Consider the following 22,343-nt stretch of genomic DNA (forward strand, 5'->3'; position numbering starts at 1 on the left):
CGCTGAACGCCTTCGAGATCACCTTCGACGGCCGACTCTCCGCCGGCCGCCGCTAACTCAACCCAACCGAGTTACACCGTTCACTGGACAGACCCTGGAACAGCTCCGCCGCGCCATCGCACTCGAACCGGCCGACCCCGACGGCGCGACCCTCCGCCGCCGCACCCCGACACCTGCCGCCGGCCCCGAGGCAACGGCACAGGCTTAGGTCCTATCTTTTGGATCAGCGGGCGGACCAGATGAAGATGCCGGCGATGTGGAGTCCGGCCCGGAAGACGGTGGCGGTCTTCTCGTAGCGGGTGGGTGCACCGCGAGGCGCTGTGGAGTCGAGTGAGGTGCGAGACCTGCACTGCCGGTTGTCGTAGCAACTTGGTTGAAGCTGGGGGCAGTTCGTCTCGGGGGATGCCGAGGCGGGCGGTAGGCAGCCCCGACAACGCCGGGACGGACCGAAACTGCCAGACGGTTCGGGTCCGGCTGGCGAGACGGGAAGGTGTACGCGAGGAACCAGCGTTTGACGCCCCGTAATGACGAGACCGGCTCCAACCTGGCGGATCTGGGCCGGACGCAGTACGCGATCGCCGCGTGTCGGTGATCGACTCCGAAGCCGACTCTACTCATCGGTGGGGAGGCCACGCCGAAGGTCTGCGGCGTAGGTGTGGCGATGCTGCCGGGGTAGAGCTGGGCACCTCACCCGTCGATCGGCTCCGTGGTGAACGTGGGAACTGTCTGCGGTCGTCCTCCGTGCCGGGCATCCAGTTCGGTCGAGGGCAGGCCCATCGCCGGCTGATGACCGTGGGACAGGGCGGAGGCTCCGTCGCCGCCGGCCTGGTCGACGAGTCCGTCCACGACACCGCGGAACAGGACCTGCTCGCCGACCTGGCCACCTCGGCCTGATGCCCGGGAATCCTCCGGGACGACCTTGCGGCCTTCGCGTGATCCTGGACTCCGCCGAGCGGGCGAGGACGTGACGCGAAGGCCGCACCGCGGGATCGTGCCCTTCTCGTTCCCGGCGGCGTCGTACTCGGCCACGATCCACAGTGCGGACCCGGGAGCCGAACCTGCGGCGCTCCGGCCTCGGAGCCGGGCCGGATCCGGGCGGCTCGGTCACTGGTCATGGGGTGGAACTGCCCCTCGTGTCCTTGCGGGCCGACCCGGCCGAGCGGGACGGTCCCGCCCGGGGCCGGCCGCGGGAGCCGGTGGATCCGGGGCCGGGGCCCGGTCGCCCGACGATCACCGACTCCGCCGCTGCCACGAACGACACCGGGGTGGCGGGTTCAAACATGCGGAACAGCGGTGCCCCGATTGTGGCTCGTTTCCCGCACTCGGCGCCCCGTGGCCCCAGGTAGTGCTTGTGGCGGGAGGGATGCGCACCTAGATTCACGACGTGTCGATCCAGTAGCTGAGAGTGGCAACGGCGTCCCGCCGTGAACTCGGTGCCCGGCGGTCCGATCGTGGTGGACAACGCTCTCTTTCCCGGTCGGGTGGAGATCCCGCCGCCGGCGATGACCGACGACGTCACCCCGGCCTGGAAGAAGCCCCGATCCGTTCCCCGTCCTCTCGACTCCCTCGTGGAAAGGCTCACGCATGACCGCCCTCACCGGACAGCACGAGAACGGCCGGCACGTGAACAGCCCGTCGGACCACGACTCGGACCCGCATGAGACCGACCTGCGCCGGATCCGCGCCCTGATCCTGGCTGCGGACGGGCCCGAGGAGCAGCTTGCGGCGGTGATCAGGTCGGCGGGCGCCGAGCAGACGGCCACCGACCTGGTGGACGAACTGGTCAGCCGGGCCGACCTGAGCGAGCAACTCGCCGCCGCCGCGGTGGTGGTGCAGTTCGAGCTCGCCTTCGACGGCCAGGTGCTCCGGCACCACCTGCTGACCGGCCCCAAGGCCGAGCACCGCACCGGGCCGGCCGACGAGCCCAGCGCCACCGTCGAGCTGGACCTGCTGGACCTGGCCCGCGCCGTCTTCGGCGCCCGGCACACCGCAGGCCACCGCACGCCCGGGATCACCTGGCACGGCATCGAGGACCCGGCTCGGCTGATGTCCGCACTGGCGGCCTTCCCGGTCGTCCAGCAGCTGCTCCGCGGCTTGGTGGAACAGCCGCTCGACCTGGCCGAGTTGTCGCTGCGCCACGGTTCGGACAAGTGGGGGCTGCACTACTACACCGACCACTACGCCCGGCACTTCGCCCCGCTGCGGGACCGGCCGCTCACCATTCTGGAGCTGGGGATCGGCGGCTACGCCGACCCGGCGGCGGGCGGTGGCTCGCTGCGGATGTGGAAGCGCTTCTTCCGGCGGGGCCTCGTCTACGGGGTCGACGTCTACGACAAGACGGCGCTGCGCGAGCAGCGGATCCACACCGTCCAGGGCGACCAGGCGGACCCGGCCTTCCTCGCCGCGCTGGCCGAGCGGATCGGGCCGATCGACATCGTCATCGACGACGGCAGCCACTACTGCCCGGACGTCATCGCCGCCTTCGGCGCGCTCTTCCCGCACGTGGTCCCGGGCGGGCTCTACGTGATCGAGGACCTGCAGACCTCCTACTGGCCGGGCTACGGCGGCAGTTCGGAGCGGCTCGACGACCCGACCACCAGCATGGGCTTCCTCAAGCAGCTGCTCGACGGCCTCAACCACGAGGAGCACGAGCCGCCGACCGCGCACGGCCCGAGCGGGACCGACCGGACGCTGGCAGGCGCGCACTTCTACCACAACCTGGCGATCCTCGACAAAGGCCGCAACGAGGAGGGCACCGTCCCCGCCTGGATCCCGCGCCGGCAGCTGAGCGCCGAGGAGATCGCGGGCGCCCAGTGGGCCGCCGAGCAGCAGTCCGAGCCGCAGCCCGAGGCCGGACCGGGCCAGGACCCCAGCTGAGCCGCGCGGCCTGCCTCGCCCCTTCTCCCTTCCCGAATCGCGCTTCGTGCCTCCCTCTTCCCTCGTTCCTCTTCCCGATACCGACGGAGTAGCAGTGAGCCACATCCTGATGGTCAACATCCCGGCCCACGGCCATGTCTTCCCCACTCTGGCGGTCGTCGGTGAACTGGTACGCCGCGGGCACCGGGTCACCTACGCGGCCGTCGACGACTTCGCCCAGGCCCTGGCCGAGGTCGGCGCCGAACACCTGCGCTACGACTCCACCCAGCCGCTGGGCAGCGTGGGCGGTCCCGAGAACGGGCGCACCCCGCTGATCTTCCTGGACGAGAACATCGCCATCCTGCGCGCGGTCCAGGAGTGGTTCGGCGACGCCAGGCCCGACGCGGTGGTCTACGACGCCGTGGCCTTCCAGGCCGGCCGGATACTGGCCCACACCTGGGGGCTCCCGGCCGTCCAGTCGACGCCGTTCTTCGCCTCCAACGACACCTACTCCTTCGTGCAGCAGATGATGGAGGCGGACGGCGCGGTCCCGCTCACCGAGGAGGTGATGGTCGAATTCGGCGTCCGGATGGCCGAGTTGCTGGCCTCGCACGGCATCGACGAGCCGGCGCACGAGTTCATGATGCGCACCGAGAGCCTCAACCTCGTCCACGTGCCGCGGTTCTTCCAGCCGCACGGCGAAAGCTTCGACGAGCGCTTCGCCTTCGTCGGGCCGTGCCTCACGGACCGCTCCTTCCTGGGGGAGTGGCAGCCCCCGGCGAGCGGCCTGCCGGTGGCGCTGGTCTCGATGGGGACCGTGCACAACAAGCATCCGGAGTTCTTCCGGCTGTGCGTGGACGCCTTCGCCGAGCTGCCCTGGCACGCCGTCATCTCGGTCGGCGAGGGGATGGACCCGGCCGACCTCGATCCGCTGCCGGACAACGTCGAGGTCCACCGCTGGGTCTCGCACCTGGCGGTGCTCCGGCACGCCCGGCTGGTGATCACCCACGGCGGCATGGGCGGCGTGCTGGAGTCCCTGGACGCCGGCTGCCCGATACTCGGAGTGCCGTCCTGGCCGGACGTCGCGGCCAACACCGCGCGGGTGGCCGAGCTGGGCCTCGGCCGGGAACTGCTGCCGGCGGAGGCCGACGTGAGCCTGCTGCGGGCCGCGATCACCGAGGTGGCCGCCGACGCGGCCGTGCAGGAGCGGGGCGCCGAGGCGCAGCGGCTCACCCGGGAAGCGGGCGGTGCCACCCGCGCCGCCGACGAGATCGAGGCCTACCTGAAGCGCACGGCCTGATCCCACCACCGGGCCCGGCGTCCCCGACGAGAAGCGGAACGATCAGCGGCCGCCCAGGGGTCCCGGTGGGCGGTGCGCGCCACCATGGTGGGCCGATGTCATCGATCAAGCAATTCCAGGTCACCTTCGACTGTGCGGAACCCGAGCGCCTCGCCCGTTTCTGGTGCGAGGTGTTCGGGTATGTCGTGCCGCCACCGGAGGGGTTCGCCACGTGGGAGGACTACAAGGGCGCGCAGCCGCCCGAGCGGCGGGGTCTTGGGGGTCAGCCCCACATGGGGACGGGATCGGCCAGGTCGCCCGGCCCGCGGGGTGTGGATGTCGGAGGTGACGGTCGCGCTTGGGCCCTCGCCGTGGACCGCCGACTCACCCTCGCCACCACCCGCACCCGCAGGTTCGACTTCCGCCTCGACGGCCTGCTCGGCCACGACATCCACAGGACGACCGTCGGCACGGCTCGGTCCCGACGCCGCCGAACAGGCACCTCGAACTCATGACAGCTCCTGTGAATCGGAGCGAACGGAGGGGTGCCAGTACGGCCCGAGCGTAGTGCAGCAGAAGTGGGCCCGACAGCAGAATGCCGCAGAATCCGGCGTCAGACCGGACACCCGGGAACCCGTCTCGTGGCGCTATATCGATACGATATCCGGGTCTGGGAACATATCCGACAGCATACCGGCGGAGTGAACTTTCCGATTTCGGAAAATGAATTTTTCGGCCCGTCCTCCGGGAGGGAACCCACGGGGGAGATCAGGGAGCGGTGCGCGCCGCGCTCTGCTGGGACTCGAGGAATTCCGGGAGGACGCGGGGTGGCCATGCTCCGACGCTCAGCACACCGAGGGAGTGCGCCCGGGAGACCAGAGCCGGCCGGTTCGCAGCCTGGAAACGGCGCATCATCAGCCCGATGCGGTACTCGATGCCCTGCGGGCTCAGATAGAGCGATGCCGCCAGCCGGACGGTCGGGGTGCCGACCGCGACGCCTTCCAGGATGCGGGCGTCCACGGCGGTCAGCCGACGGACGCCCGCGCCGCCGGCAGGGCCCCCGACTGCCGGACGGGCGTCGCCGGCGGGCCCGGACCGCGGCGGCCGCTGCGTGGGCTCGATCTCCTCAGAGGTCGCTGACAGTGTCACTCCTCGGTCCCCCTTCCCTGTTGTCGACGGTCTCAGGCGCGCGGCGTACCGGCGAGGTGGTCGCGGAGCATGCCGGTCACCTCGTCCGCCCGGCTGCTGAGGTAGAAGTGCCCGCCGGGGAAGACCTTGAGGTCGAACGCGGCCGTCGTGCGGTCGCGCCAGTGCCCGGCCTCGGGGACCGGTGTCCAGGCGTCCTGGTCCCCCACCACGGCGGTGACCGGGCAGGTGACCACGGCGTCACGGTCGGTCCGGTAGGCCCCCAGCGCCCGGTGATCGCCGCGCAGCACGGGCATCACCATCCCCAGCAGTTCCTCGTCCTCCAGGAGCCGGGCGTCGGTGCCGCTCATGGCCCTGACCTCGGCCACGATGCCCGCGTCGTCGAGTGGGCGGGAGGGCCCGGGCCGGTCTGCGGACGGCCCCTTCCGACCGGAGACGAAGAGGTGGTCGATCCGACCGCCCGTGCGCTCGATCCGCCGGGCCACCTCGAAGGCGACGAGCGCACCCATGCTGTGCCCGAAGAAGGTCAGGGGGAGGTCGTCCCAGCGGCGCAGCGCTTCGGACACTTCGTCGGCCAACCGGTGCAGGTCCTGGACACCGGGTTCCTCCCGGCGGTCCTGCCTGCCGGGGTACTGCACGGCCAGGACGTCCACCGGACCGCGCAGTGCGGCGGATACCGGGAAGTAGAAACTCGCCGAGCCGCCGGCGTGCGGAAAGCAGACCAGTCGGCGCGTGGCCGTCGGCGAGGGATGGAAGCGACGGCACCACAGGTCGCTGTCCAAAGAGAGGGAGGTCATGTCGGCCTTTCATTCCTTTCGCGAAATCCGCGTGGTGCCGGCGGGCGGGGTGTGGTGATCACGTCGGACACCCGCCGCACCGGTGGGCCGGCCGGTACGCACTAATACGGGGATCCCCGATCGGCGACGACCGGCGGGTCACGGGCGTCGCATATGACAGCCTGCCATGCCTCCGGGAATGTCAGCAAGTACGCATCGGAGCGCATCCGGCACTCATGTCCGGGTTCAAAACCGGCCGTTTCTTCGGCGATTGGTAAGAACGTTGCAGTGCGGAGCAACCCTGTGGGATTTACTTGGCTCCGACTCGGCAGCAACGGTCCGGCCGGACCGCGCACCGCGGATCCGGGCGAGGGGGCGAGGGCACCTCATGGCACGGTTGTACGCCGTCAGCGACCTCCATGTCGCCCGCCCGGAGAACAGGGCGATCGTCGAGGGGCTGTTCCGGCGTGGTGTGCAGCGACGAGCTCCTGCGGCCGGTGGGCCGTGGTGGGCGGCCTGGTCCTGACCACTGTGACGGTGCCGCGCAGCGTAAACCCGGCATGCGCGCAAGACCTGTGCTCTAGGAATACCTCTAGATACGACAGGACCGCGTTGACCCGCTCATGGTCACCCAAGACGCTGGAGGCAGTCTTGCCCACCGGTCGTGCGATGAAGAGGACTCCCCCTTGAACTTCCTGTTGCTGGGCCCGCTTTCCGTCCGGTTGAACGCGCGCGAGGTGCACGTGTCGGCGCCGAGGCAACGCGTGGTCATGGCAGCCCTCCTCCTCAACGCCAACCGGGTGATCTCGGTCGACCGGATCGCCGAGTACGTCTGGGACGGCGCCCCGCCGCCGAGTGCCGCCGCGACCGTCCGCACCTATGTGATGCGCCTGCGGCAGTCGCTGGGCGAGCACGCCTCCGCCCGGATCCTCACCCGGGCGCCCGGCTACCTCCTCGAACTCGGCGAGCACGAGAGCGATCTCGGGCAGTTCACGGCCCATCGCCGGCGCGCGGCGGAGCTGGCCGAGCGCGGAGACCTGGAAGGTTCCTCCGCCGAGCTGGCCGAGGCGCTCGCCCTGTGGCGCGAGGAGCCGCTGGCGGACATCCCGTCGCAGACGCTGCGCGATGTGGAGGGCCGCTACCTCCAGGAGCTTCGCCTGCAGACCATGGAGATGCGGTTCGACGCGGAGCTGGCGCTGCTGCGGCACGCCGAGGTCGTGCCGGAGCTGGTACGGCTGGTGCGCAGGCACCCCTTGCGCGAGGCCCTGGTGGGCAAGCTGATGCTGGCGCTGGGCCGCTCGGGACGGCAGTCGGAGGCCCTGGACCTCTACCAGCACACCCGGGCGCTGCTCGTCGAGCAGCTCGGCGCCGAGCCGAGCACCGATCTGCGCGACGTCCACCGGCACATCCTCTCGGCCCACGACCGGCCCCGCGCGCCCGACCCGCTGGAGCAGACCGCGAAGGCCCAGGAGGCGGCCGTCGCGCCGGCGCCGGCCGCCTCCTGGGAAAGATCCTGCTGGCCGAGCCCGGCGCAGCTGCCCTCGGTGCCGCTGCCACTGTCGGCCCGCTCCGGTGCACTGGCGCGGTTGCAGCACTTCCTCACGACCGGCACGATGCCCGCGGGCATGGTGGCGACGGCGGTGGTGACCGGCCGGGGCGGTGTCGGCAAGAGCGCGCTGGCCCTGCAAGCGGCGCACGCCGTGCGCGGTTCCTCGGTGCACGGCCAGCTCTACGCGGATCTCGGCGGAGCCGCACAGCCGCTGACCGCCCGGGCGGTGCTGCCGCGGTTCCTGGCGGACCTCGGTGTGCCCCGGGACGAGATACCCGAGGAGGAGTCGGAACGGGAGAGCCTCTACCGCTCGCTCACCGCGGGCCGCCGTCTGCTGGTGGTACTCGACAACGCCTCCAGCGCCGCGCAGGTGCGGCCGCTGATACCGGGTAGTGGGGGCAGCAGGCTGCTGGTGACCAGCCGACGGCGGCTGGCCGATCTGGAGGGGGCGTCCCCGCTCGTACTCGGCCCGCTGGACGAGGCCGGGTCGCTGGAGCTGCTGGGCAGCATCGTCGGCCCGGCCAGGGTCGGTGCCGAACCGCGGTCGGCCCGTTCGGTGCTGACGGTCTGCGCGGGCCTGCCGCTGGCGATCCGGATCGCGGGGACCCGGCTGCTGGAGCGCCCGCACTGGACCATCGGGCACTTCGCCCGGCGGCTCACGGACGCCCCGCGGCTGCTGGACGAACTGTACGCGGGCGACCTCGGTGTCCGGCCCTGCCTCGACGCCGACCACGCCGGGCTCCGGCGGACGGCTCCGGCCGGGGTCGACCCGGCCGAGGTGTTCACCGCGCTGGGAGCCGCCGGATCGCGTTCGGTCTCCAGCAGTAGGGTCGCGGTGATGTTCGGCTGCTCCGAGGCGCAGGCCGAGGAGGCCTTGGACGCCCTGGTCGAGGCGAATCTGCTGGGTGAGCCGGCGGGGGGCCGCTACCGGCTGGACGCGCTGTTGCGGGCGTACGCCCGCGAGCGGGCGCAGGCGGTCGCCGTACGGCAGCACGATCACCCGTACATGCGCGCCGGGTGACCGTCCCGGCGACGGGCACCCCGCGGCCCGGTTCCCCTTCCCCCGATGCTTTTCGACTCGATCTCCTTCGACTCGATCTCCTTCGATCCGATCTCCTTCGATCCGATCTCCTTCGAGAGGACCCCAGCGCCATGGCCCACCAGACAGAAGCCACCCACGACCTGCTCGCCTACGTCCGGGAGGTCTCCCTCCGTGACGACGATCTCCTCAGGGAGCTGCGGGAGGCCACCGCGGACCTGCCCGGCGGGACCGCCATGCAGGTGATGGCGGAGGAGGGCCAACTGCTCTCCCTGCTGGTCGGGTTGACGGGGGCTCGGGCGGTGCTGGAGATCGGCACCTTCACCGGCTACAGCACCCTGTGCATGGCCCGCGCGCTCCCGGCCGACGGGGTGCTGGTGTCCTGCGACATCGACGACCGGTGGCCGGCCATCGGCGCCGACTTCTGGAAGCGGGACGGGGTCGACTCGCGGATCGACCTGCGGATCGGCGATGCCACCGCGACCCTGGACGCGCTGCTGGCGGAGCGCGGGCCGGAGAGCTTCGACCTGGTGTTCATCGACGCGGACAAGAGCAACTACGTCCGCTACTACGAGAGTTCGCTGGCGCTGCTGCGCACCGGCGGTCTGATCGTGGTCGACAACACCCTCTTCTTCGGCCGGGTCGCCGATCCGGCCGCCGTGGACCCGGAGACCGCCGGGGTCCGGGCTTTGAACCGGCTGCTGCACGAGGACCCTCGGGTGGAGCTGTCGCTGCTGGTGATGGCCGACGGGATCACACTCGTCCGCAAGCGCTGAGGGCGGCGGGCCGGAGCCCGGGAGCGCCGGCCGCCGCCGCGGTCACGACGCTCCCGGGCTCCCTTCCGGCACGTTCAGGTCGGGTGCGTCCACGCTGATGACGGTGGACACCACGCGCGGGCCGGGGACCAGGTGGAGGCGCTGGAGTCCGGTGTCCTCCGGAGCCGGCGCGAGGGCGGCGGCACACGGGCACGGGGCTTCGTCCAAGCCCTCGAAGCCCGCGAACCGGTAGGCGATCTCCATCATCCGGTTGCGTTCGGTCGCCCGGAAGTCCGCGACCAGGTGGGCTCCGGACCGGGCGGCGGCGTCGGCCAGCCAGTTCAGCAGGGTCGCGCCGGCGCCGTAGGCGACGACCCGGCAGGAGGTGGCGAGCAGCTTGAGGTGCCACAGGCCCGGGTGCCGTTCGAGCAGCAGGACGCCGACCGCGCCGTGCGGGCCGAACCGGTCGGTGAGGGTGACCACCAGGACCTCGTGCCGGGGGTCGGTGATCAGGCCGCGCAGCACCGCGTCCGGGTAGTGGACCCCGGTCGCGTTCATCTGGCTGGTGCGCAGGGTGAGTTCCTCGACCCGGGACAGCTCCTCGCCGGTGGCCCGGCCGATGCGCATCCGCAGGTCCAGGGAGCGCAGGAACTCCTCGTCGGGGCCGGGGGCGGCCGCCCGCTCGGCCTCGCGGCGGAAGCCCGCCTGGTACATCTGGCGGCGGCGCCGGGAGTCGACGGTGCTGGCCGCAGGGGTGAACTCGGCGAGTTCGGGGAGTGCGAGGACCTGCTCGGCCGGGTAGCACCGTACGTCGGGCAGGTGGAAGGCCACTTCGGCGCGTTCGGCGGGCCGGTCGTCGACGAAGGCGATGGTCGTGAGCGCGAAGTTCAGCCGGTCGGCGATCCGGCGCACCGACTCGGACTTGGGGCCCCACCCGATCTCCGGCAGGACGAAGTACTCGGCCACGCCGAACGCCTCCAGCCGGGCCCAGGCGTGCTCGTGGTCGTTACGGCTGGCGACGGACTGGAGGATGCCGCGGGAGTCGATCTCGATCACCACCTTGCGCACCTCGTCCGGCAGGTGCACCTCGCCGTCCTCCAGCAGGGTGCCCTGCCAGAGGGTGTCGTCCAGGTCCCAGACCAGGCACTTGACGATCTCGACCATGCTGTCCTTCCTCGTCTCGTCGACCGTGGGCCCGCTCACCGTGCCCCCGGAGCGGAGAGGGCGTGCTGTGCCAGCATCAGCCGGCACAGCTCGTTGCTGCCCTCGATGATCTCCATCAACTTGGCGTCCCGGTACGCCCGGGCCACCGCGTGCCCGTCCCGGGACCCGGCCGAGGCCAGTACCTGGACGGCCGTCGCCGCGCCCCGAGCGGCCTGCGTCGCGCTGACGTGCTTGGCCAGTACGGTCGCCGCCACCTGGTCCGGCGACCCTTCGTCCCAGCAGCGGCTGGCGTGCTCGCAGACCCGCGAGGCCACCTGCTCGGCCGTGTAGAGGTCGGCGAGGTGCCCGGCGACGAGCTGGTGCTCTGCGAGCGGCCTGCCGAACTGCTCCCGCCCTGAGGCGTGCGCGGTGGCCGCCGCCAGACAGGCCCGCAGGATGCCCACGCACCCCCAGGCGACGGACATCCGCCCGTAGGCCAGCGCGGTCGTCACCAGCAGGGCGGGCGGCAGTCCGTGACCGCCCAGGACGCTGTCGACCGGCAGCCGCACCCCGTCGAGGTGTACGTCCGCGTGTCCGGCCGCGCGGCAGCCGAGCGGGTCGGCGATCCGCTCGATCCGGACGCCGGGCGTGTCGGCGGGCACCACGACGGCCGCCGCGCCGTCCTCGTAGCGGCCGACGACGACCAGCAGGTCGGCGTAGTGGGCGGCGGTCACCCACTTCTTGTGTCCGTCGACGACGACCGCGTCGCCGTCGCGGCGGACGGTCGTCGTCATCGCCGCGAGGTCACTGCCGGCGCCGGGCTCGCTGAAGCCGACCGCCGCCAGTCCGCCGCCGGTCAGCCGGGGGAGGTGGGCGGCCGACTGCTCGGCGGTGCCGAGGCGCTGGATGGTCCATGCCGCCATGCCCTGGGAGGTCATCACGCTGCGCAGCGAGCTGCAGAGGCCGCCCACGTGGGCGGTGTACGCGCCGCTGCGCATGCTGCTGAGCCCCCAGCCGCCGTACTGCTCCGGGACTTCGGCGCACAGTCGGCCCTCGGCGCCCAGTTCGCGGAGCAGGTCCAGCGGGATGAGGCCGGTCCGGTCCCACTCCCCCGCCCGGTCGCCGACCCGCAGGGTGACGGAGGTCGTGGCGCTGTTCAGGTCCTCACTCATGCCGTCCCCCGGCGGCGGGCACCCGGAGCCGGTCCACCAGCTCCGCCATCCGCCGTACGGTGCGGAAGTTGTCCAGCCGCAGGTCCGCGCCGCGGACGGCGATGGCGTAGGTCTTCTCCAGGTACACCACCAACTGCATGGCGAACAGGGACGACAGGCCGCCGGCGCCGAACAGGTCGGTGTCGGCGTCCCAGGCGGTTCCGGTGTGTCCCTCCAGGAATCCCAGCAGTTCCTTCTCCAGGTCGTGGGTGTCGGGCGTGTTCGCTGTGGTCATGGCCGTCTCCTTGTCGGGGTGATCAGGTGTAGTCGTAGAAGCCGCGCCCGGACTTGCGGCCCAGCCTGCCCTCGCGGACCAGCCGGAGCAGCGGTTCGGCGGGGCGGCAGCCGTCGTCGCCGGTGCGTTCGTGGAGCACGGTGAGGGAGTCGACGAGGTTGTCGATGCCGATCAGGTCCGCGGTGCGCAGCGGGCCGGTGGGGTGTCCCAGGCAGCCCTGCATCAGGGCGTCGACGTCCTCCGCGGTCGCCGTGCCCTCCTCCACGACCCGGGCCGCGTCGTTGATCATCGGGTGCAGGATGCGGCTGGTCACGAAGCCGGGTGCGTCCCGGACGACCACCGCCCGCCGCCGCAGCGCCGTGAGCAGGGCCGCCACGGCGGCCATCGCCGGGTCCCCGGTCTTGTCGCCGCGGACCACTTCGGCGGTGCCGATCAGGTAGGGCGGGTTCATGAAGTGGGTGCCGACCAGATCCTCCGGCCGATCCACGGCCCCGGCCAGTTCGTCGACGGGGATCGAGGAGGTGTTGGTGATCAGCAGGGTTCCGGGCCGGACCAGTCCGGAGACCTCGGACAGGACGGCGGCCTTGATCGCGGCGTTCTCGGTGACCGCCTCGACGACGGCGGTGGCTCCGGCGGCGGCTTTGAGCGAGGTACCGGTGGCCAGGGCGCCGAGGGGCGTCCCGGCGGGCAGGGCGCCCATCAGCTCGGCCAGCCGGAGGTCGCGGTCGATCAGGTCCGTGGCCCGGTCGAGCTGTTCCCGGTCGATGTCGACCAGGTGGACCGGCAGGCCGTGTCCGAGGGCGAGGACAGTGATGCCGACGCCCATCACCCCGGCTCCCAGCACGGTGAGGGCGTGTCGCGGGGGGGAATCGTCGTACGGGGCTGTGGTCAACGGGCTCTCCTTCGGTTTCACAGGTCTTCGGGGGTGCGGAGGGTGGTGCCGAGCCAGTCGGCGACGGCGTCGCCGGTGGTCGCGACATGCCGTTCCATGATCGAGAAGTGGTCTCCGGGAACGTCGACGACGGTGTCGGCACCGGCCCAGGACGAGCGCCAGTCACCGGCTTCGGCGGACGGGCGGCCGAGCGGGGTGGAGGCGCGGACCAGCAGCAGCGGGGCGCGGACCGCCGGGGGGTTCCAGTCGTCGAGCAGACGGAAGTAGCCGCCCATCGCGGTCAGCCTGGTCCCGTCCATCGGGGCCGCCCGGTCCTCGCGGTCGAACATGCCGCCCAGCAGGACGTCGTTGAACTGGGTGATGCCTTCGTTGTCGGAGAGGTAGGTGTCCAGCAGCACCACGGCCGCCGGGCCCTCGCCGCGCTGCTCCAGCGCGGCGGCCACTCCGTGGGCGAGCGTGCCGCCGGAGGAGGAGCCGGCCAGGACGAGCGTCCGTCCGGGCAGTTCCCGGAGCAGTGTCGTCGCCTGGAAGTCCAGCAGGGCCGACATGTCGGCGGGCAGTTCCTCCTCGGGGGTGAATCCGGGGGCGTCCAGGGCGGCGACGGCGTAGCGGTCCCGGAAGCGGGCCGCGAAGCGGGCGTACTGGTGGGCACCGCCGAGGGCGACGATGGAGCCGAAGCAGACGAGTACGGGGGCGTCGGCGCGCTCGTTCAGGCGCAGCAGCCGCGGGCCGGTGCCGGCGGCCGCGAGGTCGCTGCCGCTGGGGAAGGCCGGGCGCAGGGCGGAGGCGTGCTTGAGCAGGGCGATGCCCTCGTCGATCCGGCCGAGTGCGCAGGCCCGGCGGAACAGCACGCTCACCGGGTCGGTGTCGGCGGTGTCGGTTCCGGTTGCGACGGTTCCGGTTGCGGCGGTTCCGGTTGCGGGTGCCGCTTCGGGCCGAGGGGTGTTGTCCCTCGGAGCCTCGGCGGCGAGGCGCGCCGCGAGCGCGGCGGGGGTGCCGCTGTCGAAGACGGCGGAGGGCCGCAACCGCAGTCCGGTGGCGGCGGCCAGCCGGTTGCGGAGCTCGACCGCGGTCAACGAGTCGAATCCGACGGAGAGGAAGGGCACCGTCGCGGACAGCGCCCCGGAGTCGGTGTGGCCGAGGACTTCGGCGGCCTGGGCGAGGACGATGTCAAGCAGGACCAGCCCGCGTTCCTGTACGTCGGCGGCGGCGTCGAGCCGTTGCCGCAGCGCCGCGGCGGCGGTCGGCGTCCCCTTCGCTCCGGTCGTCGCGGTCGGGCTGCGCCGGACCAGGGAGCGCAGCATCGGGTGCACCGGGCCGTCGCCGTACACGGTGAGGTCGAGGTGGGCCAGGACGACGGGGCTCCCGTCTCCCGGCGGGGCGGCTTCCGCGGCGCACACCGTGTCCAGCAGGGCCATGGCCTCCTCGTCGGAGAGGCCGCGGGCGCCGCGCCGGTCGATGCGCCGCCGTTCGGCGCCGCCGAGCTCGGCCGTCATCCCGCTCACCCGCTCCCAGGGGCCCCAGGCCAGGGACAGGCCGGGGAGCCCGAGCCGTCGGCGTTCCGCGATGAGGGCGTCGAGCGCGGCGTTGGCGGCCGAGTAGGACGCCTGGCCGGGGCTGCCCAGCACGCCCGCGGCGGAGGAGAAGACGACGAACGCGGACAGGTCCGCTCCGCGCGTCAGCTGGTCGAGGTGCCGGGCGGCGTCGAACTTGGGCCGCAGGACGGCGGTCATCCGCTCCCCCGTCAGCCCGTCCAGCAGACCGTCGTCGAGCACTCCGGCGGTGTGGACCACGGCGCACAGCGGATGGCGTTCGGGGATGGCCGCCAGGGCGGCGGCCAGTGCCTGACGGTCGGACACATCACAGCTGACGGCGGCCAGTTCGGCTCCGGCCTCGGCCAGCTCCGCCGTCAGCTCCGGCATACCGGGGGCGTCGGCGCCGCGGCGACTCAGCACGAGGAGGTGGCGTACCCCGTGCGCGGCGACCAGATGGCGCGCCAGGACGGCCGCGAGAGCACCGCCCCCGCTCACCAGTACCGTCCCTTCGGACGGCCCGAACGGGCCGGCCTGCCGGGTGGCGGTGGCCGTGGCCGTGGCGGTGGCCGTGGCGGTGGTGACCGGCGGCCGTATCAGTCGGGGCGCGTACAGGACGCCACCGCGCAGGGCCGCCTGTGGTTCGCCCGTGGCGAGGAGCTCGGCGAGCGCGTCACCGAGACCGTCCGGGTCCGGCCCTTCGGTGTCCAGCAGCACGAACCGGTCGGGGTGTTCGAGCTGAGCGGCTCGGAGCATGCCCCAGACGGCCGCCGCACCGGGGTCCGCCGGCTGCGGCTGCGCGCCGGTCGGGCCGGTCGCGCCCCGGGTGAGCACCACCAGGGGCGTACGGGCGGTGGTGTCGTCGGCCAGGTGGGCCTGGAGGCGGTCCAGGACCCCGGACGCGACCGCGTGCACCGCCGCGGGGTCCGCGTCCCGGGCGGGGGCGTCCGCGGTCACGGTGTCGGTGGACGGGGGGCAGGTCAGCAGCACCGCGTCGGGTGTCGCGGACGGGGGTTCGGTGGGGAAGGCGGCCGGCAGCAGCCGCTCGTCCTGCGGGCCGAGGAGGCCCCAGCGGGTGACCGGGCGCGGGCCGGGCCCGGCGGTGACCGGCGTCCAGCCGACGTGGAAGACGGAGCCGGAGGACGACCGCAGTGCGGCGGTGGACGCCGTGCGCAGGGTGAGCGAGCCGACCGTCGCCACCGTGCGCCCCGAGGGATCGGTGATCCGCGCGGTGACGGCGTCCGGGCCGTCGGGGCGCAGCCGGACGCGCAGGACCGGCGCGTCGGAGGTTTCGATCGCGACGCGCTGCCAGGAGAACGGCAGGGGGACGCCGTCGGCGGGCTCCGCAGTCGCGGCGCCTTCGCGCAGACCGGTCGTCTGGAGGGCCGCGTCCAGGAGGGCCGGGTGCACGCCGAAGCCGCCCGCTCCGCCGGCGGGGAGGCCGTCGGGCAGGGCCACTTCGGCGTGGATCGCGTCTGCGGTGCGCCATGCGGCGCGCAGGCCCCGGAACGCCGGGCCGTAGGCGACGCCCCGGGTTTCGAGCAGCCCGTACAGTTCGTCCACGTCGAGGGGGACCGCGTCGGGCGGGGGCCACGTGCCGGCCGGTTCGGTCGTGCCGTCCCGGTCGGCCGAGGGGTCCCGGGGGCCGACCGCGCCGGTCGCGTGCCGGGTCCAGGGCCGGTCGGCGGAGCCGGGGGCGGCCTCGGGCCGGGAGTGGAACTCCACCGGGCGCCGTCCCGTGCCGTCTTCGGCGCCCACCCGTACGCGCAGTTGCACGGCCTGATCGTCGGGCAGCAGCAGCGGGGCGGCGAGGGTCAGCTCCTCCACGAGGGCGCAGCCGAGGCGGCGGCCCACGTGCGCGGCCAGCTCCACGAGGGCCGCGCCGGGCAGGATCACGGCTCCGGCCACGGCGTGGTCGGCGAGCCAGGGGTGGGTGGCCGAGGAGAGCCGGCCGGTGAAGAGGGTGCCCGCGTCGTCGGGCAGTTCGACCGCGGCACCGAGCAGCGGGTGGTCCGCGGCGGACTGGCCGGTGGCCGCCTGGTCCCGGTCGGCCGGCAGGGCGTCCAGCCAGTAGCGGCGTCGTTGGAAGGCGTAGGTGGGCAGGTCCACCCGCCGGGCACCGGTTCCCGCGAACAGTCGCTCCCAGGCGACGCGCAGGCCCCGGACGTGTGCCTCGGCGAGCGCGAGCTGGAGTCGGCGGAGCCCTCCGGCCCCGCGCCGCAGGGTGTCGAGCACCAGCGTCTCCGGGGCGCCCGCGTCGGCGGCCGTGTCCTCGATCGCGTACATCAGGGCGGGCTGGGGGCCGGACTCGATGAAGACGCGGTGCCCGGCCGCGAGGAGCGAGCGGGTCGCCCGCTCGAACTCGACGGTCTGCCGGAGGTTGCGGTACCAGTACGCGGCGCCCAGGGACTTCGTGTCCAGGAGACCGCCGGTCACGCTGGAGTAGTACGGCACCGCACCCGCGAGGGGGGTGATCCCGTCCAGGTCGGAGAGCAGGCGCTCGCGGATCTGCTCCACGTGCGAGGAGTGCGACGCGAAGTCGGTTTCGATGCGAGTCGCCCACACCCCTTCCTCCAGGAGTTCCTCCACCAGGGCCGTGACCGCGTCGGCGTCGCCCGACACCGCCACCGACGACGGGCCGTTCACCGCCGCCACCGAGAGCCGGCCCGCCCACGGGGCGATGCGCTCCCGTGCCACGTCCACCGGCAGGGGAACCGACGCCATCCCGCCACGGCCCGCCAACGCCCCCACCGCACGGGAACGCAGCGCCACCACCCGCGCCCCGTCGTCGATGCTCAGGCCACCCGCCACCACCGCGGCGGCGATCTCGCCCTGCGAGTGGCCCACCACCGCGTCCGGAACGACGCCGAACGCACGCCACACCTCCGCCAGCGACACCATCACCGACCACAGCACCGGCTGCACCACATCGACCCGGGCGAGCAACCGCTCCGAGCCCAGCGCCTCCGCCAACGACCAGTCGACGTAAGGCGCCAGCGCACGCTCGCACTCGGCCATCCGCCCCGCGAACACCTCCGATTCGGCCAGCAGCTCTACGGCCATCCCCACCCACTGCGAACCCTGGCCCGGGAACACCAACACCGAACGGCCCGGGGGCAGCCCGCTGCCGACCGTCACGCCCGCCGCACGCACGCCCCGCGACAGGGCGGCGACACCGGCCAGCAGCTCGCCCCGGCCCGCCCCCACCACCACCGCGCGCTCCGCGAACCGCGAACGCCCCGCCGCCAGCGAATGGCCGACATCCGTCGCGCTCAGGCCCGGTTCCGCCACCACCCGCTCGTACAGCGCCGTCGCCTGGGCGCGCAGCGCGTCCGGAGTACGCGCCGACAGGACCCAGGGGACGGCGGCGGGCACGGGTTCCGGCGTGGCGGGCCCGTCGGGAGCTGCCGGGTCGGCCGGGGCCTGTTCGAGGATGACGTGGGCGTTGGTGCCGCTGGCGCCGAAGGAGGACACCCCGGCCCGGCGCGGACGTCCCGTCTCCGGCCAGGGGGCGGCCTCGGTGAGCAGGGAGACGGCTCCCTCGGTCCAGTCGATCTGGGGCGAGGGACAGTCGACGTGCAGGGTGCGCGGCATCACGCCGTGCCGCATCGCGAGCACCGACTTGATCACCCCGCCGACTCCCGCGGCGGCCTGGGTGTGGGACAGGTTGGACTTCAGCGAGCCCAGCCGCAACGGCCGCCCGGCGGGCCGGTCCTGCCCGTACGTGGCCATGAGCGCCTGCGCCTCGATGGGGTCGCCGAGGACAGTGCCGGTGCCGTGCGCCTCCACCATGTCGACCTCGGACGGGTCGAGTCCGGCACGGGCGAGCGCCCCGTTGATGACGCGCTGCTGCGCGGGCCCGTTCGGGGCGGTCAGCCCGTTGCTGGCGCCGTCCTGGTTGACGGCCGAGCCGCGGATGACGGCCAGGACGGGGTGCCCCGCGCGCCGGGCGTCCGAGAGCCGTTCCAGCAGGAGCAGGCCCAGGCCCTCCCCGAACCCGGCTCCGTCCGCCGCGGACGAGAAGGACTTGCTGCGTCCGTCGGGTGCCAGGCCGCGCTGGCGGCTGAATCCGACGTACAGGCCGGGGGTGGACATCACAGTCACCCCACCGGCCAGGGCGAGGGTGGTGTCGCCGGAGCGCAGCCCCTGGCAGGCGAGGTGGACGGCGACCAGGGAGGACGAGCAGGCGGTGTCCAGGGTGACCGCCGGGCCTTCCAGGCCCAGGGTGTAGGCGATCCGGCCCGAGGCGACGCTGGGGATGGTGCCGGTGCCGAGGAAGCCTTCCACTTCGTCGGGCACCCGGCCGAGCCGGGACCCGTATTCGCTGTAGATCACTCCGGTGTAGACACCGGTGCGGCTGCCGCGCAGGGTCGTCGGGTCGATGCCCGCGCGTTCCACCGCTTCCCAGGACGCTTCCAGCAGCAGCCGCTGCTGCGGGTCCATGGCCAGGGCCTCGCGCGGCGAGATACCGAAGAAGCCGGGGTCGAAGCCGGTCGCGTCGTGGAGGAAGCCGCCTTCCCGGACGTAGAAGGTGCCGGGGGCGTCGGGGTCGGCGTCGAAGCCGCCCTCGACGTCCCAGCCGCGGTCGGTGGGGAACGGCGAGACCGCGTCGCGTTCCTTGACCAACAGCTCCCACAGGTCTTCCGGGGTGCGTACGCCGCCGGGGTAGCGGCAGCTCATCGCCACGATGGCGATGGGCTCGGCGGAGTCGTCGCGGAGCCGTCGGTTCTCCTGCCGCAGGCGCTGGTTGTCCACCAGCGAGGCGCGCAGGGCGGCCACCACCTGGTCCGTGTCGGTGGGCATGGGGTTGGGCTTCTCCTTCTGCGGCTGTCGGTCAGTCACGTTCGCCGCCCAGGGCCATCCGGACGAGGTCGTCGACGGCCATGGCGTTGATGTCGGCGGCGGGAGCCGGCGTCTCCGGTGTCTCCGGCCGGTCGGCGAGGTGCGCCCCGGCGGCCTTCCCGGTGCCGGCGGGGTCGCCCGGCCCGTCGGGTACCAGGCGCCCGGTGAGGTGGGCGGCGACGGCGGCCGGGGTGGGGTGGTCGAAGACCAGGGTGGCGGGCAGCCGGCGGCCGGTGGCGGCGCCGAGCCGGTTGCGGAGTTCGACTGCGGTAAGCGAGTCGAAGCCGAGGTCCTTGAACGCCTGGTCCGGGTCGACGGCCTCGGGTCCGCCGTGGCCGAGGATGTCGGCGACCCGGCTCCGTACCAGGTCGAGCAGGGTGGCGACGCGTTCCTCCGGGGTGAGGCCGGTCAGCCGGCGGCGCAGCGAGTCCGCTTCGGCGGCGTCCGCCCCGGAGGCGGGGCGGCGTGCGGTGCCGGGGACCAGGGCGGCGAGCAGGGCCGGGACGGGTCCGGTCCGGGCTGCCGTCCGGAGCCGGCCGAGGTCGATCTTGACCGGGACGAGCAGCGGTTCGTCCAGGGTGAGCGCCGCGTCGAACAGGGCCAGGCCCTCTTCGCTGCCGATGGCCGCGGTGCCTCCCCGGGACATCCGCCGCAGGTCGGCGGCGGTGAGCGTGCCGGTCATGGTGCTGCGGCGCGCCCACAGGCCCCAGGCGAGCGACTGGGCGGGCAGTTTCAGGGCACGGCGGTGCTGGGCGAGCGCGTCGAGGAAGGCGTTGGCGGCCGCGTAGTTGCCCTGCCCGGCGTTGCCGACCGTGGCGGACGCGGAGGAGAACAGGACGAAGGCCGACAGCGCAAGGTCACGGGTGAGGTTGTGCAGGTTGAGGGCCGCGTCGACCTTGGGCCGCAGGACGTGGCGCATCCGCCCGGGGGTCAGCGACTCGATCGTCCCGTCGTCCAGGACGCCGGCCGCGTGGACGACCGCGCTCAGCGGGCGGTCGGCGGGGATGCCGGCGAGCAGCGCGGCGAGCGCGTCCCGGTCGGCGACGTCACAGGCCTCCACGTCCACCCGGGCGCCGAGGCCGCGCAGTTCGGCGGCGAGGTCGGCCAGGCCCGGGGCGTCCGTGCCGCGCCTGCCGACGAGCAGCAGGTTCTGTACGCCGTGCGCGGTCACGAGGTGCTGTGCCACCAGGCCGCCGAGCGCGCCGCCGGCCCCGGTGACGAGGACGGTTCCCCCGGCCGCGGCGATACCGGACGGTGTGTCCGGGGCCGGGTTCGGGTCCGTGGCGACGGTGGCCCTGGTGAGGCGGGCGGCGAGGAGCTCTCCGCCGCGTATCGCCAGTTGGGGTTCCGTTCCGGCCAGTGCCCGGGGCAGCAGGCCGGCCACGGCGGCCGGGTCGTCGGTGTCGATCAGCAGGAAGCGGTCCGGGTGCTCGGACTGGGCGGAGCGGACGAGGCCGCGGACCGCGGCGCCGGTGAGGTCGGTGACCTCCTCGCCGGCTGCCGTGGAGACCGCACCCCGGGTGACGAGCACGAGCCGGGTGCCGTCGTCCCACCGCGGGTCGGCCAGCCAGTCCTGGACGAGCCGCAGGGCGTCGTCCAGTGCGGTGTGCACGGATGCGGCGTCGGGCGGGGACGAAAGGTCCGGGGTGTGGTCGCACCAGGCCAGCACGGCGGCGGGCGACGGCGCTCCCCCGTCCAGCGCGGCACCGAGGGCGGCCAGGTCCGGATGGCTGTCCGGGAAGAGTTCCCGGCCGCCGAGGACAGCCCAGTGTCCGAGGGGGTCGGCGGGTGCGGTGGCGGGCACCGCCGACCACTGCACCCGGTAGAGGGATTCCGGGCCGCCGCCCGGGCGGAGGGTGTCGAGGTCGACCGGGCGGACGGCGAGCGCCTCGACCGACGCGACCGGGAGGCCGTTCGAGTCGGTCGCGTCGATCGACACCGATCCGTCCGGCCGGAAGCCGAGCCGTACCCTGAGCGCGGTGGCTCCGGAGGCGTGCAGCCCGACTCCGCTCCAGGAGAACGGCAGTCCGGCGGACGGCCGGTCCGCGCCCGGTTCGGTGTCCGGCCGAGCCCGCAGGAACAGCCCCTGGAGGGCGGCGTCCAGGAGGGCGGGGTGCACGCCGAAGGCAGAGGCGGACCGGTGCTGGTCCTCGGGCAGACGTACCTCGGTGAAGATCTCGTCACCCCGGCGCCAGGCAGCGGTGAGCCCGCGGAAGGCGGGTCCGTAGCCGTAACCGGAGGCACGGAACCGCTCGTACAGGTCGTCGACGGGGATCGGGACGGCGCCGGGCGGGGGCCAGGAGCCGGCGTCGTCCGGTACGGCTGAGGACGACGGCTCGCGGGTCGTGGCGTCGGCGGTGAGCCTGCCGGTCGCGTGCGCGGTCCAGTGCGGGGTCGCCGCGTCCTCGCGGCAGGAGAACAGGTCCAGTGAGCGGCTGCCGTGCGCGTCCGTGGCGCCGACCCGAACCTGCAGGCGGACGGCGGTGTCGGCGGGTATCAACAGCGGTGACTGGAGCGTCAGTTCCTCCACCGTGTGGCAGCCGGCCTCGTCCGCGGCGCGTACCGCGAGTTCCGCGAAGGCCGCGCCGGGCAGCAGGACCGTGCCGGCCACCGCATGGTCGGCGAGCCAGGGGTGGGTACGCAGCGAGATCCGGCCCGTGAGCAGCAGTTCACCCGTGTCGGCCAGTTCGATGGCCGCTCCGAGGACGGGGTGGTCGGCCGGATCGAGCCCGGCCGCGCCCACATCGGCCGCCGCGGTGGGCGCCGGCTCGGGCCAGTAGCGGCTGCGCTGGAAGGCGTACGTCGGCAGGTCCACCCGCCGCGCCCCCGGGAACGCCCCCGAGAAGTCCGCCCCCAACCCGCACTCCCACGCACGACCCACCGCACGCAACACCTGCGCCGGGCCACCCTCCCCACGACGCAGCGTCCCCAGCACCACGGCATCCACACCCGCGGCCTCCACCGACTCCCCCACCGCCACACCCAGCACCGCATGCGGGCTGGACTCGACGAAGAACCGGAAGCCCTCCCCCAGCAGCGCCGCCGTGGCCTGCTCGAACTCGACGGTCTCCCGCAGGTTGCGGTACCA

The 22,343-nt window shown here is 73.3% G+C and carries 13 protein-coding genes; 5 read left to right on the plus strand and 8 right to left on the minus strand.

From position 1 onward, the window contains the following. Positions 1-1,584 precede the first annotated feature (1,584 nt). From ACZ6EM_RS39405 to ACZ6EM_RS39415, 3 genes are all read left to right on the plus strand, one after another. A complete protein-coding gene (locus ACZ6EM_RS39405) occupies positions 1,585-2,877 on the plus strand; it encodes a hypothetical protein (RefSeq protein ID WP_465774587.1) in 1,293 nt (430 codons plus the stop codon). A gap of 94 nt (positions 2,878-2,971) precedes the next feature. After that, positions 2,972-4,156 carry a macrolide family glycosyltransferase gene (locus ACZ6EM_RS39410; protein WP_465774588.1) on the plus strand — a complete coding sequence of 395 codons (1,185 nt, stop codon included), beginning with the start codon at positions 2,972-2,974 and terminating at the stop codon, positions 4,154-4,156. A 95-nt stretch (positions 4,157-4,251) separates the two neighbouring features. Continuing rightward, the gene (locus ACZ6EM_RS39415; protein WP_465774589.1) at positions 4,252-4,650 is read left to right on the plus strand and encodes a VOC family protein; all 399 of its coding nucleotides are present in this window, start codon (positions 4,252-4,254) and stop codon (positions 4,648-4,650) included. 253 nt (positions 4,651-4,903) lie between these two features. Here the strand turns inward: ACZ6EM_RS39415 and ACZ6EM_RS39420 are convergent, their stop codons facing one another. Together ACZ6EM_RS39420 and ACZ6EM_RS39425 are read right to left on the minus strand one after the other, a co-directional pair. After that, positions 4,904-5,155, minus strand: coding sequence for a helix-turn-helix domain-containing protein (locus ACZ6EM_RS39420; protein ID WP_401049190.1), 252 nt, complete (start codon positions 5,153-5,155; stop codon positions 4,904-4,906). Positions 5,156-5,316: 161 nt separating this feature from the next. Further along, positions 5,317-6,078, minus strand: coding sequence for a thioesterase II family protein (locus ACZ6EM_RS39425; protein WP_452177833.1), 762 nt, complete (start codon positions 6,076-6,078; stop codon positions 5,317-5,319). 722 nt (positions 6,079-6,800) lie between these two features. On the opposite strand from ACZ6EM_RS39425, the gene ACZ6EM_RS39430 reads away from it, so the two are divergent. Both ACZ6EM_RS39430 and ACZ6EM_RS39435 read left to right on the plus strand, forming a co-directional pair. After that, positions 6,801-8,627 (plus strand): AfsR/SARP family transcriptional regulator, encoded by a 1,827-nt coding sequence (locus ACZ6EM_RS39430; protein WP_452191480.1) that lies wholly within the window; start codon positions 6,801-6,803, stop codon positions 8,625-8,627. Positions 8,628-8,758: 131 nt separating this feature from the next. Continuing rightward, a complete protein-coding gene (locus ACZ6EM_RS39435; protein WP_401049827.1) occupies positions 8,759-9,421 on the plus strand; it encodes a class I SAM-dependent methyltransferase in 663 nt (220 codons plus the stop codon). Between the two features lie 42 nt (positions 9,422-9,463). Here ACZ6EM_RS39435 and ACZ6EM_RS39440 read toward each other — a convergent pair whose 3' ends face one another. The 6 genes from ACZ6EM_RS39440 to ACZ6EM_RS39465 form a co-directional block, all read right to left on the minus strand. Continuing rightward, positions 9,464-10,564 (minus strand): HAD-IIIC family phosphatase, encoded by a 1,101-nt coding sequence (locus ACZ6EM_RS39440; protein WP_465774590.1) that lies wholly within the window; start codon positions 10,562-10,564, stop codon positions 9,464-9,466. Between the two features lie 35 nt (positions 10,565-10,599). After that, entirely contained in the window at positions 10,600-11,715 is a 1,116-nt protein-coding gene (locus ACZ6EM_RS39445) for an acyl-CoA dehydrogenase family protein (protein WP_452177835.1), read from the minus strand. Further along, a complete protein-coding gene (locus tag ACZ6EM_RS39450; RefSeq protein ID WP_401049832.1) occupies positions 11,708-11,989 on the minus strand; it encodes an acyl carrier protein in 282 nt (93 codons plus the stop codon). Before ACZ6EM_RS39450 ends, ACZ6EM_RS39445 begins: the two co-directional genes overlap by 8 nt. A 22-nt stretch (positions 11,990-12,011) precedes the next feature. Continuing rightward, positions 12,012-12,881 carry a 3-hydroxyacyl-CoA dehydrogenase family protein gene (locus tag ACZ6EM_RS39455; RefSeq protein WP_401049833.1) on the minus strand — a complete coding sequence of 290 codons (870 nt, stop codon included), beginning with the start codon at positions 12,879-12,881 and terminating at the stop codon, positions 12,012-12,014. A 17-nt stretch (positions 12,882-12,898) separates the two neighbouring features. Continuing rightward, positions 12,899-19,216 (minus strand): type I polyketide synthase, encoded by a 6,318-nt coding sequence (locus ACZ6EM_RS39460; RefSeq protein ID WP_465774591.1) that lies wholly within the window; start codon positions 19,214-19,216, stop codon positions 12,899-12,901. Between the two features lie 31 nt (positions 19,217-19,247). Next, positions 19,248-22,343 (minus strand): type I polyketide synthase (locus ACZ6EM_RS39465; protein ID WP_465774592.1); only part of this gene is annotated, 3,096 nt, incomplete at its 5' end.

Source organism: Kitasatospora sp. NPDC041917 (assembly GCF_055589745.1).

Excerpts from the sequence above, each read along its gene's own strand:
- ACZ6EM_RS39405 (WP_465774587.1), top strand. The coding sequence starts at position 1,585 with ATGACCGCCCTCACCGGACAGCACGAGAACGGCCGGCACGTGAACAGC.
- ACZ6EM_RS39460 (WP_465774591.1), bottom strand. The coding sequence starts at position 19,216 with ATGCCCACCGACACGGACCAGGTGGTGGCCGCCCTGCGCGCCTCGCTG.
- ACZ6EM_RS39450 (WP_401049832.1), bottom strand. The coding sequence starts at position 11,989 with ATGACCACAGCGAACACGCCCGACACCCACGACCTGGAGAAGGAACTG.
- ACZ6EM_RS39425 (WP_452177833.1), bottom strand. The coding sequence starts at position 6,078 with ATGACCTCCCTCTCTTTGGACAGCGACCTGTGGTGCCGTCGCTTCCAT.
- ACZ6EM_RS39445 (WP_452177835.1), bottom strand. The coding sequence starts at position 11,715 with ATGAGTGAGGACCTGAACAGCGCCACGACCTCCGTCACCCTGCGGGTC.
- ACZ6EM_RS39415 (WP_465774589.1), top strand. The coding sequence starts at position 4,252 with ATGTCATCGATCAAGCAATTCCAGGTCACCTTCGACTGTGCGGAACCC.
- ACZ6EM_RS39440 (WP_465774590.1), bottom strand. The coding sequence starts at position 10,564 with ATGGTCGAGATCGTCAAGTGCCTGGTCTGGGACCTGGACGACACCCTC.
- ACZ6EM_RS39435 (WP_401049827.1), top strand. The coding sequence starts at position 8,759 with ATGGCCCACCAGACAGAAGCCACCCACGACCTGCTCGCCTACGTCCGG.